Annotated in this window: 12 protein-coding genes and 6 pseudogenes; 8 read left to right on the top strand and 10 right to left on the bottom strand. The window is 68.8% G+C overall.

Annotated elements, in window-relative coordinates; all coding sequences use genetic code 11:
• Nucleotides 1–78: 78 nt before the first annotated feature.
• The 4 genes and pseudogenes from ACYUED_RS45500 to ACYUED_RS45485 all read right to left on the bottom strand — a co-directional run.
• Nucleotides 79–728, bottom strand: a pseudogene (locus tag ACYUED_RS45500) (IS110 family transposase); the annotation flags it as partial.
• A 365-nt stretch (nt 729–1093) separates the two neighbouring features.
• Nucleotides 1094–2254, bottom strand: a complete 1161-nt coding sequence (locus ACYUED_RS45495; protein WP_491290230.1) for an AI-2E family transporter — start codon at nt 2252–2254, stop codon at nt 1094–1096.
• A gap of 232 nt (nt 2255–2486) precedes the next feature.
• Nucleotides 2487–3107: a hypothetical protein gene (locus tag ACYUED_RS45490; protein WP_491290229.1), complete on the bottom strand. Its 621-nt coding sequence runs from the start codon at nt 3105–3107 to the stop codon at nt 2487–2489.
• Nucleotides 3108–3196: 89 nt separating this feature from the next.
• The gene (locus ACYUED_RS45485; protein WP_491290228.1) at nt 3197–4048 is read right to left on the bottom strand and encodes a LysR family transcriptional regulator; all 852 of its coding nucleotides are present in this window, start codon (nt 4046–4048) and stop codon (nt 3197–3199) included.
• Nucleotides 4049–4129: 81 nt separating this feature from the next.
• Between ACYUED_RS45485 and ACYUED_RS45480 the strand changes: the two genes are divergently transcribed.
• Both ACYUED_RS45480 and ACYUED_RS45475 read left to right on the top strand, forming a co-directional pair.
• Nucleotides 4130–4624 (top strand): cupin domain-containing protein, encoded by a 495-nt coding sequence (locus ACYUED_RS45480; protein ID WP_491290227.1) that lies wholly within the window; start codon nt 4130–4132, stop codon nt 4622–4624.
• 171 nt (nt 4625–4795) lie between these two features.
• Nucleotides 4796–4873 (top strand): annotated as a pseudogene (locus ACYUED_RS45475) (DoxX family protein); the annotation flags it as partial.
• Between the two features lie 208 nt (nt 4874–5081).
• Here ACYUED_RS45475 and ACYUED_RS45470 read toward each other — a convergent pair.
• A complete protein-coding gene (locus ACYUED_RS45470) occupies nt 5082–5483 on the bottom strand; it encodes a peptidase inhibitor family I36 protein (protein ID WP_491294746.1) in 402 nt (133 codons plus the stop codon).
• A gap of 366 nt (nt 5484–5849) precedes the next feature.
• Nucleotides 5850–7457, bottom strand: a complete 1608-nt coding sequence (locus ACYUED_RS45465; RefSeq protein WP_491294745.1) for an ISAzo13 family transposase — start codon at nt 7455–7457, stop codon at nt 5850–5852.
• A 197-nt stretch (nt 7458–7654) separates the two neighbouring features.
• Here ACYUED_RS45465 and ACYUED_RS45460 point away from each other — a divergent pair.
• From ACYUED_RS45460 to ACYUED_RS45445, 4 genes and pseudogenes are all read left to right on the top strand, one after another.
• A pseudogene (locus ACYUED_RS45460) lies at nt 7655–8157 on the top strand (GNAT family N-acetyltransferase).
• A 160-nt stretch (nt 8158–8317) separates the two neighbouring features.
• Nucleotides 8318–8551, top strand: coding sequence for a transposase (locus tag ACYUED_RS45455; RefSeq protein WP_491290226.1), 234 nt, complete (start codon nt 8318–8320; stop codon nt 8549–8551).
• Nucleotides 8443–8784, top strand: a pseudogene (locus ACYUED_RS45450) (transposase); the annotation flags it as partial. The gene ACYUED_RS45455 and the pseudogene ACYUED_RS45450, both read left to right, overlap by 109 nt.
• 109 nt (nt 8785–8893) lie before the next feature.
• Nucleotides 8894–9130, top strand: a pseudogene (locus ACYUED_RS45445) (transposase); the annotation flags it as partial.
• A gap of 46 nt (nt 9131–9176) precedes the next feature.
• Here ACYUED_RS45445 and ACYUED_RS45440 read toward each other — a convergent pair.
• Nucleotides 9177–9704, bottom strand: a complete 528-nt coding sequence (locus tag ACYUED_RS45440) for a hypothetical protein (protein ID WP_491290225.1) — start codon at nt 9702–9704, stop codon at nt 9177–9179.
• Nucleotides 9705–10197: 493 nt separating this feature from the next.
• On the opposite strand from ACYUED_RS45440, the gene ACYUED_RS45435 reads away from it, so the two are divergent.
• A complete protein-coding gene (locus tag ACYUED_RS45435) occupies nt 10198–12024 on the top strand; it encodes a TerD family protein (RefSeq protein WP_491290224.1) in 1827 nt (608 codons plus the stop codon).
• 206 nt (nt 12025–12230) lie between these two features.
• Here the strand turns inward: ACYUED_RS45435 and ACYUED_RS45430 are convergent, their stop codons facing one another.
• From ACYUED_RS45430 to ACYUED_RS45420, 3 genes are all read right to left on the bottom strand, one after another.
• Entirely contained in the window at nt 12231–12398 is a 168-nt protein-coding gene (locus ACYUED_RS45430) for a zinc-binding dehydrogenase (RefSeq protein WP_491294744.1), read from the bottom strand.
• Nucleotides 12399–12497: 99 nt separating this feature from the next.
• Nucleotides 12498–12932: a hypothetical protein gene (locus ACYUED_RS45425; RefSeq protein WP_491290223.1), complete on the bottom strand. Its 435-nt coding sequence runs from the start codon at nt 12930–12932 to the stop codon at nt 12498–12500.
• Between the two features lie 191 nt (nt 12933–13123).
• The gene (locus tag ACYUED_RS45420; RefSeq protein WP_491294853.1) at nt 13124–13741 is read right to left on the bottom strand and encodes a hypothetical protein; all 618 of its coding nucleotides are present in this window, start codon (nt 13739–13741) and stop codon (nt 13124–13126) included.
• Here ACYUED_RS45420 and ACYUED_RS45415 point away from each other — a divergent pair.
• Nucleotides 13671–14075 (top strand): annotated as a pseudogene (locus ACYUED_RS45415) (tetratricopeptide repeat protein); the annotation flags it as partial. The gene ACYUED_RS45420 and the pseudogene ACYUED_RS45415 sit on opposite strands and share 71 nt — an antisense overlap.
• Nucleotides 14076–14099: the final 24 nt, after the last annotated feature.

Below are 14099 nucleotides of genomic sequence, written 5' to 3'. Positions count from 1 at the left end.
GCCCTCCTCCGTCATCTTCTCGTCGAGGCCACACAGCAGCGCGTGCATATTCAGCAACGCCGGCATCAGGTACTCCACGGCGGCCTGGACGGCGATCCCGGCGAGCTGGCCAGGGCGGACGACATGCCGGTTGCGCAGCCAGGTCTCCAGCCGCTTGGTGCCGATTCGGCGGGTGGCCGCCGGGGTCTGGTAGCCGGTCAGTAACTGGGTGGGCCGGTGTTGGCCAGGTCCAACTCCCGTTCCAGGCCGGGGAAGACGCTGGTGAGCTGGGCTCGCAGGCGGTTGACGGTGCGGGTGCGGTCGGCGACCAGGTCGAGGCGCCGTCCCGTGAGGATCTTGAGGTCGGTGACGGTCCCGTCGCTGGCGCGTAAGAGGTGCAGGTCGCGGCGGATGCGGGCCTGGTCGGCGATGACGACGGCGTCCTTGGCGTCGGTTTTTCCCTCGCCTCGGTAGCTCTCGGAGGCGCGGTGGATGGCCCGGCCGGAGATGTAGTGCACCGGCTGGTCGTGGTTGAGGAGGATCGTGATGGCGAGGGCGGCTCCGCCGTCGGCAAGGTCGATGCCCCAGCTCACCTCGTCGCCCAGGGCCAGGACGTCGGCGAGGAGTTCGAGTAGTTCAGGCTCGTCGTTGGCGACGCGTCGGGACAGCAGCCGACGGCCGCTCTCGTCGATCGCGACGCAGTGGTGATGGGTCTTGCCTGCGTCGATGCCGACCCAGATCGCGGCTATGTGGTGCCTCCATGAGGTGAGGTGCTGGTGCCTCCCGACGGACGACCTCGCTGTAGATTCCCTACAGAGCGATCATTCGCAATTCCTAATTGGCAGCCGAGTCGTCGTGGGGCACCGGGCGGCCAATCACTGAGAGCCACAAGCGGCAGAGCTTTTTCAACCACACCTGGCGCCCCTGGGTGGGTGAACCATACGAAGGGCCCACCACCTCCCGCAGAACAACGTAGGGAGCTTCTTCAGCGTTGCCGCTCCAGGGTGAGAATGGCTTTTGCGATTGACGTCATGCGGCTCGGGAGCCGGCAGGAAGTGACGCATGTCAGTTGCACAACACAGAGAGGCCGTCTGATTACCCAGGTAATGACAGGTCACGGCCGTGGTCGCGGATGCTTCGGCGCGGTCGGCGGGGTGCGCAGTTCGCCGTGCACCGCCCAGGCCACCGACACCATGGGCACCGCCACGACCGCGCCGACCACGCCGGCCAGGAGGGCGCCGGCGATGACGGAGACGGCCACGACGACCGGGTGCAGCCGGACCGCCCAGCTCATCACCAGCGGATGCAGGACGTGGCCCTCGATCTGGCCGACGATGACGATCAGCGCGAGGACCACGATCGCGATGGCCGGCCCGCGCGACGCCAGGGCGACCACCGTGGCCACACCCAACGCGATGGGCGATCCCACCAGCGGGATGAACGCGGCGAAGAACTCCAGCAACGTCAGCGGCAGGGCCAACGGCACCCGCAGCACGAACAGCGCGCCGCCGACCAGCACTGCGTTGCTGGCCGCCACGATGATGATGCCCCGCGTGTACCCGGCGAAGGTCCGCCACGCCGTACGGCCCGCGCGGTTGAACCGGTCCCGCGCCCGCTGCGGCAGCAACTCCTGGAACCAGCTCCAGAACCGGTCGCCGGAATGGACGAAGAACAGGGAGCAGAACAGCGCGAGCACCCCCGCAGTCAGCACCTCCACGAGCCGTCCGGCACCGCTCACGGCGCTGCTGATCAGCACGGAGCGATGCTGGGAGACGAAGGAGTTCACCTTGTCCTGAAGGTTCGAGGTCACCGCGGGACTCACATGGAAGGGAGGCCCCTGCAGCCACCGTTCGATGCGCCCGACGCCCCCGCTGAACTCCTGCCCCAGCCGGCCCCACTCGCTCGCCACCAGCTCGCCGACCAGCGCCAGCAGCCCGAGGAGCACCAGCAGGCTTCCCATGACACTCACCACCACCGCCAGGGCCCGCGGCAGCCACCGCGCCAGCAGATCGGCGAGGGGACGCAGTACGGAGGTGACGACCAGGGCGAGGAACAACGCGACAGCGACCAGCTGCAGACGTCCCAGCAGCACGAAACCCGCGTACACGGCCGCCCCGAGCACCAGCAGCCGCCACGCGTAGGCGGCACCCACCTTCAGCCCGTGGCTGACGGTCACGCCGTCCACGGCCGGGCGCACCGCCGTCGCCGCCCTGCGCGCGACCGCCACCGTCCCGACTCCGCGCGCCCGCCGGCTGCCGAGCACGACGTACCGCATCCGCCGCGGACCACGACTGGCGCCACGACCGCCGCCGGAGCCGGCGCCCGGACGACGGCGCGACCGACGCAAGGCGTCGCTCACCTGCACGTCACCGCCTCACATCATCGAAACCACGCAGCTAGGTGTCCCCCGAGGAACCGCCTTCTAAAAGGGTCTGCTGCAGGTTCAGGTGACAGGTTTGACCTGCCCCACCTCTCAGGTTCCAGTTCTGCTGGCTAACTGACGGCCTTCACGACGGGGGCCAGTCGGCCGAGCGAGGCTTGTCGGCGGCGTCGGTGGTAGGTCCTCTCGCCGAACCAGAGCTGGGTCCACCTCTCGTGCCGGGCCCCGGGACCATGGTGGTCGATGTGGAGGCAGCAGGCCCTGCAGATGCCGTCGAGCAGCGGGACGCTGCGGCGTCCGCAGCGGTGGCAGTCGCCGACCGGGTGCTTGCCCCAACAACTGCAGCCGGAGCAGAGCGAGCGGAATCCCCAGCAGTCGCAGTATGGCAACTGCGGTGCGGCTTGGGCGGGTTGATGGGAGGGCGGAGTCGGCGCGTGCGGAGAAGACCGGCCATGCGCAGGATGTCGGCAACCGCGCCCTGGCTGCGGGGCAGGTCGTCGAGGAGTTCCTCGGCGACCAGGTCCTCGCCGTCGGCGTCCCGGACGGCCAGGGCCAGCCGGAGCATCCAGCAGACCACCCGCCACCACTGTTTGCTCAGCCCCTGCTCGGCGGCCTGGGCGATGGCGATGGCCTGCAGACGGTCGTAGTCGGCGAGGTCCCGGTCGCGGATCCGCCGGACATGCTCCCGAGCGAGGTGCCGACGCGGGCGGAACAGGAGGAGCTGGCCGCGTACGGCCGGCGGACACACGCGCGGGTCGTCGCTCGGCTCGGCTGCGGCGATGCGCCGATGGTCCAGCCAGGACCGCGGTCGGCTCGCGTCGCGCAGCCTTCCAGCGCTCAGTTGCCGTACGCGGCTGTCGCGATCTCGACGAAGGATCGGATCAACGGGTTGGTGTCACCTTCGTTCCATACCGCCACCACTCGGCTCGGCGCCATGTCGATCAGCGGTACCGTGGCCAGCTCTGCGGGCAGGTCGTGCCCGAGGGGGGCCAGGCCGACCGTGCCGTTCCACAGCACGGCCTGCAGGCATTCCTGAACGGCGCGCACCATCGGCCCCTCGCGCGGCCTGCCGCCGTTCCAGTACGACTGCCAGATGGGGTCGGTGCCCTCCGGGAACTGGAACCAGCGGCGGTCGCCCAGCTCGGCCAGCCGCAACCGGTCGCGGCGGGCCAGCGGATCGTCGGCGCGCAGGACCACGCCGACCGGATCGGTTCGCAGCGCACGCACCGTCAGGGCGGTCTCGTCGAACGGCGCCCGGGTGAGGGCGACGTCGACCAGTCCGGCGCGCAGCCCGCACGTCGGGTCGGTCAGCTGGGTGTCGCGGATGCGGATGTCGATGCCGGGGTGGTTTCGGCGGTAGGCGGCGGCCAGCCTGGACGCTCCCGGGTCGGTGCTGTCGCCCAGGATGCCGACGGTGATGGTCGCGGCGCCGGCCGCCGCGCTGACGCGTACACGGACGCGGTCGGCATGGTCGAGCAGGGCTCGCGCCTCGTCGAGCAGCACCGTGCCCACCGGCGTGAGCGTGACGCCGGCCGGCGAGCGGGCGAAGAGCAGGGCCCCGACGTCGGCCTCCAACTGCTTGATCGCCCGGCTCAGCGGCGGCTGACTCATGTGCAGTCGGGTGGCGGCCCGGCCGAAGTGGAGTTCCTCGGCGACCGCCACGAAGTAGCGCAAGGTCCGTAGCTCCACGCTGCAACGATACCCACGAGGTATCGGCTCTGCGGGATAGGTCTTGGACACTGGCGGGGTCCCGGCGGTGCACTCGTGAGCATGACCGAAGAAGCAAAGACCAGCGAGCCGCAGGCCCACTCCGCTGTATCGGTGGTGGGTCACGGCGACGGTGAGACGATCGTTCTGGGCACCACGCGCATGCGCGTTCTGGAGGACGGCAGCCACACCGGGCACCGCCTCGCAATCGCCGAGTCCGTCCTCGCCCCGCACACCCAGGGACCGCCGCAGCACCGCCACGCCCAACACGACGAGGGCTTCTACGTCCTCTCCGGCACCGTGCGATTCACCGTCGGGAACGACGACCACGACGCCACCGCGGGCACGCTCGTGATGGTTCCGCCAGGCACCCCGCATACCTTCGCCAACCTGACCGACCGGCCCGCCGTCATGCTCAGCACATTCACCCCCGACCTGTACGTGCAGTACTTCCGAGACCTCCAGGAAGCACTCGCCGACGGCCGGCCGCTGACGCGACAAGCCAACATCGACGCGATGAGCCGCTACGCGACCGAGCCCGCCACCGAACTCGCCTGAAGCAAACGGGACGGAACAGCCCAGCCACCCTTCTTCCAGCCGGCGAGGCCGTGGCGCTGCCGCCTTTCGCGTCCGGCCCCCTCGGACGACGGACCGGGCCTTCTCCAGAGGCTTCCCTGGCAATCGACGCAATCGACGGGCCCCGCAAACCGGTGGCCCATGAACGGATTGATGAACATCGCCTACTGGATCGTCGCGAGACTGCTCGCCCTCTTCTACTGCTACGCAGGCACGCTGAAGGTGATCCGGGTTTGTCGTCGCCGACTACAGTTTCTACATCCAGTACGCCGACAAGCTGGAAGACATAGACCTACACGGGGTGCTGGGTACCCGGAGGCCCAGGAGAAGAATCAGCATATGTGGGAAGCCATCGACGAGTTCGTGCAGATTGCCCGCCCACGCCTCACACTCTGACTCTCGCCCAGGGCACACCCGCCCTGCGGGCAAACCGCGACGCTCAGCAGCCGGTACCGGACGACGGATACGGGTAGTTGGCATTCCCGCCGGAAGCGTTCTCGTCCTTGATTCCCGCGGGCAGGTTCATGGCCTTGTGCGCTGGAATCCCGGCCCAGACCCCGGCGAAGTTTCTGTTGTAGAAGACATAGAACGTGTAGTTGGTGCCGTTGACCACAGAAGCGACGTTGTTCTTGATGCTCTGCCCGAACCCTGCTGTTCCCGTCGCGCTGCTCGCGCCGAAGCGGCAATTCGTGTAGTCACTGATATTGTGGGTCTGCTCGTACATTCCCCCACGGAAATTTGAGTTGTAGTACAAACATACCTCGCCCGATGAGCAGGTCGACGGAAAAGGACTCGGGGGCGGCAGCGGGATAGTGCTTCCCGAAGGGTCAACCGGAATCATCGCGGCTGCCGGCGTGGCGGCCAGGACAAGGCCGGTGATCGCGGTGGCGGCCGTGAAAGCGGTGGCCGCGAGTCGCCTTCTCAACACAATGCTTTCCCTCTCCTTGGTGGTTGCGCTTCCTCTTTGCTGTGACGTCCTCGACGGCAGGGATGGTCCGCCGGGTGCGGTCGCCGACCGTCACCCCATGAGAGGGAAAGCGGCTCCCGGGGTGTGACATCGCCCCCCATATGTGACCCGTATCATATCCGTGAGTCTCGTGGCGGCCATGCCCGAGCGGCACCCACCCGAAGCGGTACCGCGCATCATGAAGCGAGCGGAGGCGGATCAGGGGCCTGCCGATCAATAACTCGTCGATCTTGGTGGGGATTACGGGAGGGTGGGGTCATGCCCGGCGATCGCGGCGAGTTGTTGTGCCGTGGTCACGGTGAGGGCGCCGGCCGGGACCTTGTGCCCGAGCGCGGTGAGCACGGGGGTGACCTCCTGGAGGGTCGCGCCGATTCTGCTCTTGGCCAGGCTGGTCGCCTCGGCGAGAACGGCGTTCGTCATGGACCAGCGCCTCTTGAGGAGGAAGACGACAAGCTGGTCGGAGACGGAGAGCCGTCTGCCGCCGGCGCCGGGGCCGCCGTCGGGGCGTTTCCCGGGCAGGAAGATCGGCGGGTGCTCGGCACGCCAGGCGCGGTAGCGGACGGCGAGATCGTCAAAGGCGGCGGGCTCGAGTCCGGTGAGGCTGGGGTGCCGGAGCCAGGCGGGGAGCTTGTCCCCGGTGGGAAAGCGCCCGCACTCGGTGCTGGGCGGGGGTGGTTCGGGAGCGAGCGGTTCGGGGCGCAACGTGTAGTTCCACGTGCCGTGCCACTCGTGCGGCGTCAGGGGCAGGCGCTCCATGACGGTGTCGGGGACGGTGACGCCGGTGGGGTAGGCGCCGGGGTCGAGTTCGGCGTGGACGGACAGCCCGCTGCGTGTCGTGGTCGCTCCGATGGTGCTGACGACGACTTCGTGGCTGGTCAGGGGCCTGCCACGCCAGTTGATGCTGATCTGTGAGAACAGCCGGTGTTCTATTTTGTTCCACTTCGATGTTCCCGGTGGAAAGTGACATACAGTCACATCAAGGCCCGACTCGTAGGTGAAATCGGCGAGTTCCTTCTTCCAGGCGCGCACACGGTAGCCGTTGGAGCCTGCGGCGTCGGCGGTGACCAACAGGCGAGAAGCGTGCGGGTAGCGGCGGCGCCCCTCCCCGTTCCACCAGCGGCGCAAAGTGGCCACCGCGAAGGCAGAGGTGTCCCCGTCGCAGCCCACCGACACCCAGCCGGTATCCGCGCCGACGTCGTAGATCCCGTACGGCACCGCCTTCTGGGCACCCTTCTCGGGGAAGTCGTGCGCGCGGACCTGCACCGGCTGGCCGGCGCGATGCCACTCGCGTCCGATGACCGCGTAGTTGCCCAGCGTCTCCTTCTTCTTGGCATCCACGCTGATGACCGGCTGCCCGTCGGCGAGGTACGCCGTGGCCTGGTCGTTGATGTAGCGGAACTGGGCGTCCCGGTCCGGATGCCGGGCCCCCTCGGTGGTCCTCGAGGTGCCCTGCAGGGAGAAGCCCTCTGCCTTCAACAGCGTCGCCACGGTGTCCGAAGCGACCCGGTGCCCCTGGCGCGTCAGCTCGGCCGCCAGATTCCGGGTGGACTTCACCGTCCACAGCAGCGGAGATTCCGGGTCGCCGCGCTGGTCCGGCTCGACCAGCACCAGCAACGCGGGCACCAGCCCCGGATCGGCCTCCCGCAAGGGCTTCCGACCTGCGCCCGGTGCCCGGACCCGGCCAGCGGGCTCCTGCGCGTGCTCCAGTTCCCGCTTCCCGCGCGCCACCGTGGACTCCGCCACCCCGGCCGCTCCGGCCACCATGCGGATCCCGCCGTGGCCCAGAACGCGGGCCGCGGCGCCCAGCGTCAGGCGCTGCTGGCGCTCATCGAGATGCGGCAGCAACAGCCCGAATGGTCAGTGGTCTTGCGACATGCTTGTCCCTGGTATGAGAAGCCGTTGCCATACCGATCATGGAGTCTGTCGATCGAACGGGAGTCTCGATCGGGTGATCGCGGGCCTTGCCCGGCATGAGAGCAGGGCCTGGCGGTACGCGGGGAAAATCCAGGGGAGCGGACGGCCGCGCGCTGTTACGGTCGGGCGCCATGAGCTGGCTTCCCGATGACTTCGTCCACCCCGTCCTGGTACCGCTGCGGGCGGTGGCCATCACCTGCGGCCGATCCGGGAGGTGGACACCCCGCTCGACTATCCGGCTGTGATGGGTTCGCGCGAGCGCCTGTGGACCATCTTCGGCCCGGCCTGGGGCTGGCCCGCGGCCACCATGACCTACGAGGCCGACCAGGCCGACCTGTTGCGGCACGAGAAGGAAATCGCCGCACACCAGTCCTTCAACTACGCGCTGTTCGACGCGGCGGAGACAGCTCTGCTCGGCTGTGTCTACATCGACCCACCAGAGAGGGCCGGCGCGGACGGCGAGATCTCCTGGTGGGTGGTGGACGAGCTGGTGGGCAGCAAGGTCGAGCAGGCCCTCGACGCGCTGGTGCCGCAGTGGATCGCCGCCGACTGGCCGTTCGAGCAGCCGCGCTTCCTCGGCCGCGAGATCTCCTGGTCGGACTGGCTCGCCCTGCCGGAGCATCCCGACACGTAAGTGGTTGTTGCATGTACCGATCTCGAAGGCTGTCGATCGAACGGGAGTCTCGATCGGGTGACTGCGGCGGTTTCCGCGCGTGAAAGCAAGGCGTCCTGATAGCTCGGGGGTGCAATCCCGTTCCGAGTGGTTCCCGGAGGTCCTGTTGTCTTTGTTGTACGTGCCCGAGCACGCTGACTTCAACTCGCCCGCCGTGTCGTGTGATTGCCTCGCGCACGTGTACGGCAACGCGGCCGACCGTCCGGACCGGGTGCGCCGGTATCCGTCGGACATGACGGACGCGGAGTGGGTGGCCGTCCGGCCGTTGCTGCCGGTGCCGGCCTGGTTCCAGGGGCGGGGTGGACGGCCCGACGGCTACTGCACCGGCAGCTGTTGGACGCGATCCGCTACCTGATCGCGGGCGGGAGCTCATGGCGGGCGATGCCCGCGGACTTCCCCGCACGGGCCCGGGTCTACGCCTTCTTCCACCGCTGGCGCGAGCACGGGCTGATCGCCGAGTTCCACGACCGGCTGCGCGGGACGCTCCGTGAGCGCGAGGGCCGCGAGGCCGAGCCCACTGCGGGGATCATCGACGCGCAGTCGGTGCGGGCCGCCGCGACGGTGCCGGCCGTCTCACGCGGCTACGACGGCGGGAAGAAGGTGCCGGGCCGAAAGCGGCACATCGTGACCGACACCCTCGGCCTGCTCCTGCCCTCGTGGTCACCGCCGCGAACATCGGCGACCGGGACGGCGCGGCGGGCCTGCTGTCCTGCTGATCCTGCTGCGCCGTCTGCACCGCGCCATCACCCTCGTGTGGGCCGACGGCGGCTACACCGGCTCCCTCGTCGGCTGGTGCCAGGACAAACTCGCCCTGACCTTGGAGATCGTCAAGCGCACCGACGACATGGCAGGGTTCGTGGTGCTGCCCAGGCGCTGGGTGGCAGAGCGCACGATCGCGTGGCTGATGAACTCCCGCCGTCTGGCCCGGGACTAAGAAACCGTGCCCGCCACAAGCGAGGCGATGATCCGGTGGTCGATGGTCACGCGGATGAGCCGGCGTCTGGGACGGCCACGGTCCGCCGGCCGGCACTGAACGCCCCCGACGCCTCCAGGAGGAGCCACCCGCGCTCCGCCAGGCGCCGGGCTTTCGACCGCAGTCCCTCGACCTTCGCCGGCGTCGCGTCAAGGCCCAGCTCCATCGCGATCTCCTTGGCCCGAAGCGGTCCGTGACCCGTGGATCGCTGCTGTTCCAGCACGCCCAGAATGCACTGATAGTCCGGCGCCAGAACCGTCACCGGCAGCCCTTCCCGCCAGGGCGACACCGTCGAGCCCGGCACCGGCGCGAGCGACAGCACCGCTTTCTCCTCGGCCTCGGTCCCGGCGGTGGTCTCGGCAGCCGAGGCTGCCAGGGCCTCGACCAGCTCTTCCCGCGCGATCACCCGCCGGTCCAGCTCGATCTCGGCGGCCTCCAACACCTCAGCCAACTGGGCGACTTCCTCCCGTAGCCCTTCCACCCGCACACGGGCCGTTGTCTCCCGCTCCTCCAGCATTCCCAGCACCGACGCCATCGCGCACCCCTCGCTCACGGAGCGGAAACAAGACGCCGGATGCCTCTCTCATTCCGAGCTGCACCATGCCTGACTAGCAGAAATCAACGGATCACGTTCGGTTGAGATACGGCTTCTTAGGCCATATCAGCTCCACCCCGACCTCTTCGACGGCTGCCTGGCCGGCACCGGACTGACCCTCACTCAGCAGCCGACAACAACCCGAGGAAGTCAGTAACAAACCGAACCGTCGTTGCTGACGCCCGTCGCAGGAACCACCCGCGATCACCACCCGCTCACGAGTTCACCATCCATCGCGCGGCCTGCCGATCGCGCATCTGGCCGCGTGTCAGGCGCCGCGGCTGTCTCTCGTGTGTTGACGATGCCGTCGTGCACGGCTCGCGGTGATCCGGGGGGCGGCTTTCCGGGATGATTGAGTACCGGTGCGACACTCTCTGCTTTGGGAAAAGGGGTGGGTCTCATGGGGTTCGGTTTCCGTGTGGGTGTTCCGGGGATGAGTGTGCGCGTCTCGACGCGCGGGGTGCGCACCTCGGTCGGTCCACGTGCAGCACGGATCAGTGTCGGCAGTGGCGGTGCGCGGGTCTCCTCCGGGCTCGGCCCGTTCTACGCCTCGAGTTCCCTCCGAGGCAGCCGGGGACGCACCAGTACGCGACGCAGCACGCGGTCGCGCACGGTTGCGCCGTCGGCCGCGCATCTGGAGCGGGCGCGCCGACAGGCGGAACGGGCCCAGCAGGAGGCACAGCGCGATGCCGCGATCGCTGAACTGCGCGAGCTGCGGCGCCAGATGACCGAGGTCCACCTGCAGTCGTTTCCCGCCGCGCATCCGCCCGAGATCCCGGACGCGCCGCAGCTTGGTCTGCCGTGGGCGCTGGCCGAAGCGCAGGTCTTCCATCTGCAGGGCGTGGGCCGGCTGGCGAGGGCGGAGCGGGCCGCTGCCAAACAGCGCGCCCAGCAGGACGCTCCCGCCTACCTGGCGGCGGAGATTGCGCGTCTGCACGCGATCCGTGACCAGGTGGCCGGCGAGGCGGCGCGGTGGTGGCAGGCCCTGCTCGCCAACGATGAGGGCACCGTCTGCGAGGCCGTGAACACGGCCTTCTCCGACAATCCGGCTGCCGGCTGCGCCGTCGGCGTGGACGGTTCGGTGATGTCCGTGCTGATGCGGCAGCAAGACCTCGACACGCTGCCCACCCAGACCCCCGGCCTGACCTCCAGCGGGCGGCCGACCTTGAAGAACCTCACCAAGCGCGACCGGCTCTTGTGGTGGCTCACCGCCATGGGCTCCAACATCATTGCCACCCTCAAAGAGGGCTTCGCCACCGCCCCGGGCATCGCCGCCATCGACCTCGCCGTCCTGACGCGCCTGCCCGATTCCCAGCGCCTCGGTTTCGTCGCCTATGGCCGCTGGACGCGTCAGGCGATCGAGGCCACCGTCTGGCGTCAGGCCGAGGACGCGCTGCGGTTCTTGGATCTCGGCCAAGACGTCGCCTGCGCCGTCACCACCACTGCCTCCGGGAACTACTCCAGCACCCTCAAGGCGCTGGATACGGGCCGGGTGCCCGGCCTGCAGGACCTGCTGGACAACGCCCAGGACGAGGCCGAATCCGGCGAGCCCTCTCTCGCCGACCTCGACAGCACCCTCGGCGCCAACACCTCACCCGACAGCGGCGCCCCGGCCGACAGCCCCTACCGGCTCACCCCCTTCACTGAATGGAAGGACTCCACACTCGCCACCACAGCGCCGCCAGCACCGTTGCTCCCGTCGTCCGCGCCGCCGCCTCCACCGGCCGCGCTGGTGGCCGGCCAGACCCTGGTACTGCCCGAGGAAGCCTGGCAAGGCCTGCGGATCGCGTTCCGTTTCGCCGGTGCGGACGCCGATCTCACCCTCTTCCTCACCTCCACCGACGGCCGGGTGGCCAGCGATGCCGACTTCGTCTTCTACAACCAGCCCGCCACCGGCGACGGCGCCGCCCGCCTGCTGGGCAAACAGCAGGAAGGACTGCACACCGTCGAACGCGCCACCCTCCACCTGTCCGCCCTGCCCGACCGGGTCCAGCGCATCACCATCGCCATCAACATGGACGTCGACACCGGACTGACCTGCGCTGCCCTGACCCATGCCGCCCTCGACATGGACTGCCCCACCGGCGCCGCATGGACCTTCGCCCCGCCCGCCGACCCCCACATCAAAGCCATGGTCATCGCCGAGTTGTACCGGCACGCTCACGCCGGCCAGCCCGTCTGGAAGCTCCGCGCCCTCGGCCAGGGCTGGGCCGACGGCCTCGACGCCCTCGCCCGCGCCCACGGCGTCGACATCGCCTAACCTCATCCCCCCCAAAAAAAACACCAGCCCACCCACGCATACCAACGCACCCGGCCAGGCCTGTCGGCGTACGCCTGAACGTGCTCAACCCCGTACGCCTGAACGTGCTCGACCCCGTGCAGGTGAACGTGCTCAGTTGGTGATGCGCTGACCTCGGGCTCTCGTCAGTCCGCAGATCGTCGACGGCGCCGGCGGCCAGGCACTTCTCATGCCACCTTGATGACAACCTTGCCCGCAGTGTGACCGTTCTCGACGGCGGCGAGGGCGGCCAGGGCGTCGGAGAGCGGATGGACCGCAGTGATCACGGGTGCGAGAACTCCGTCGAGGGCCAGCCGGGCGGACCGCTCCCCGGGTCTGGAACGCGTGGAGCGGATGCCTCAGTTCCTTCTGACCTGCGAGGTCTCAAAGAAGGACAGGCATCGTTCTCCACCGTGAGTTTCGTGGTGGCCCGTTCGGGCTGTCGCTCCGCGGACCTAGACCATGGTCGGGAGGTGATCCGTCGGTTCGTAGTCGATCTTCCAGTCGGCATAGAGCCCGCAGAACCCATCCCTGATGCACCGCAGGCCCACGGTCACCCAGCGGACGGATCCGTCGGTGCCGAGCGAGAACGCGACCGCGGCCTCGAACTCCTCGCTCCCGCACGGGCAGCCGGCCGCACCGGGCTCGTCGTCCTCCCAGGACTCCTCGTTCCAGTACTCCTCGCTGTCCGCGATGAACGCACGGCTGTCGCAGCCCGAACACTCTCGTTCCGCGCCAGACGCGTTGACCAGCACGAAGAACGCACGACCGCCGCACCCCTCGCAGACGGAAGGAGCGATCTTCACCGGGCAGCCATCGACCGCCGCCTCCCGCAGGAACACCGCGAGCTCCGCGGGGACCCCCTCGCCAACCTGATCATCAGCATGCATCGACACATCGTTCCAGACGCCCCGAACCCACACCCGACCAGCTTGACCAAAGACATAGGGGCACCCCCCAGCGTGGAGTTCACTCCCCTGACCAGGGCAAACTCCACACCCGCTAGAGCAGTCGGCGTGAGAATGACCTGGCCTTTCGTCACTCATGTCAGCAACGAGTGAGCACCACCTGTCAGCACCAATCAGCAGGTCACCGAGCCTGGGCCACTGCCACTCAGATGACGAGATCCGACTGACACTCCCCCGCAGACAAGCAGCTGGGAGGCAGCATGCGCGAGCGCCAGCGCTTCCCGGAAGCGCTGGCCGCCGTCCAGGTCGCGATCGAGATCTGTGAGAGGCAGGTCTGGCGCGAGGACAGCCTCGACCTGGCCGTTGCCGAGGAAGAGATCGGCCTCGTCCACCGCAATGCGGGCCGGCGCACCCAGGCTCTGCTGCACTACGAGCGGGCCTTGAACCGGATACCCAGCAGGGGCAGCCAGGAGCCGCCCGAATACACCGTCTTCCGTGCCATGCTCCAGCACGACCGGGGAATCGTCGCCCAGGACCGCCGGCAGCTGGAGCCGGCCGAGCAGGAACTGGGAGATGCGCTGGCGGTGTTCGGTGCGCACCACGGACCGGAGGACTTCGAGACGGCTCAGATCGCCAAGTTCCTGGCGGAGGTATTGCGTCGACGCAGCGAGCACCACAGGAAGCAGGCCCGCCGCAGCGTTCGTCCCTTGCAACGCCGCGATCTTCTCCGCAGGGCTCGCGCCGAGCTGGACCGGGCCGACCAGATCCTGGGCCCGGTGGTGGAGTTGCACAGCAGGCGCAGCGAGGCCGAGGAGCACAGGTACGCGGCCTGTCTCAACAATCGGTTCCCTGCGGCTCGCACAGGGACGGATCACGGAGGCGCGAAGGACACTGGAGCAGGCCGAGGAGATCTACCGCCGTCGCTATGGCGAAACGCACTACTACCGCGCCAAGTCGCTCACACGGCTCGGCCCCGTGCTGCGCGCCGAAGGCAAAGGTGCCGAGGCGGAGCGCGTGCTGCGGGAAGCGGCCGCGATCTTCCGAGCCGCCCTCGGCGACGACCATCCGGCACTGATGGCCGTGTACGAACACGTGGCCGACTGCGGCGCCGACCGCGGCGACCACGCGGAGGCTGACCGCCTCAGAGCC

This window comes from Streptomyces sp. DF42, assembly GCF_058267695.1.
The sequence above is the reverse complement of the archived record's forward strand: the minus strand, read 5'-3'. Positions and strand labels throughout refer to the sequence as shown.

Coding starts and splice junctions, on each gene's coding strand:
- ACYUED_RS45495 (WP_491290230.1), bottom strand. CDS start 2,254: ATGCGGTACGTCGTGCTCGGCAGCCGGCGGGCGCGCGGAGTCGGGACG.
- ACYUED_RS45480 (WP_491290227.1), top strand. CDS start 4,130: ATGACCGAAGAAGCAAAGACCAGCGAGCCGCAGGCCCACTCCGCTGTA.
- ACYUED_RS45470 (WP_491294746.1), bottom strand. CDS start 5,483: ATGATTCCGGTTGACCCTTCGGGAAGCACTATCCCGCTGCCGCCCCCG.
- ACYUED_RS45440 (WP_491290225.1), bottom strand. CDS start 9,704: ATGGCGTCGGTGCTGGGAATGCTGGAGGAGCGGGAGACAACGGCCCGT.
- ACYUED_RS45435 (WP_491290224.1), top strand. CDS start 10,198: ATGAGTGTGCGCGTCTCGACGCGCGGGGTGCGCACCTCGGTCGGTCCA.
- ACYUED_RS45425 (WP_491290223.1), bottom strand. CDS start 12,932: ATGCATGCTGATGATCAGGTTGGCGAGGGGGTCCCCGCGGAGCTCGCG.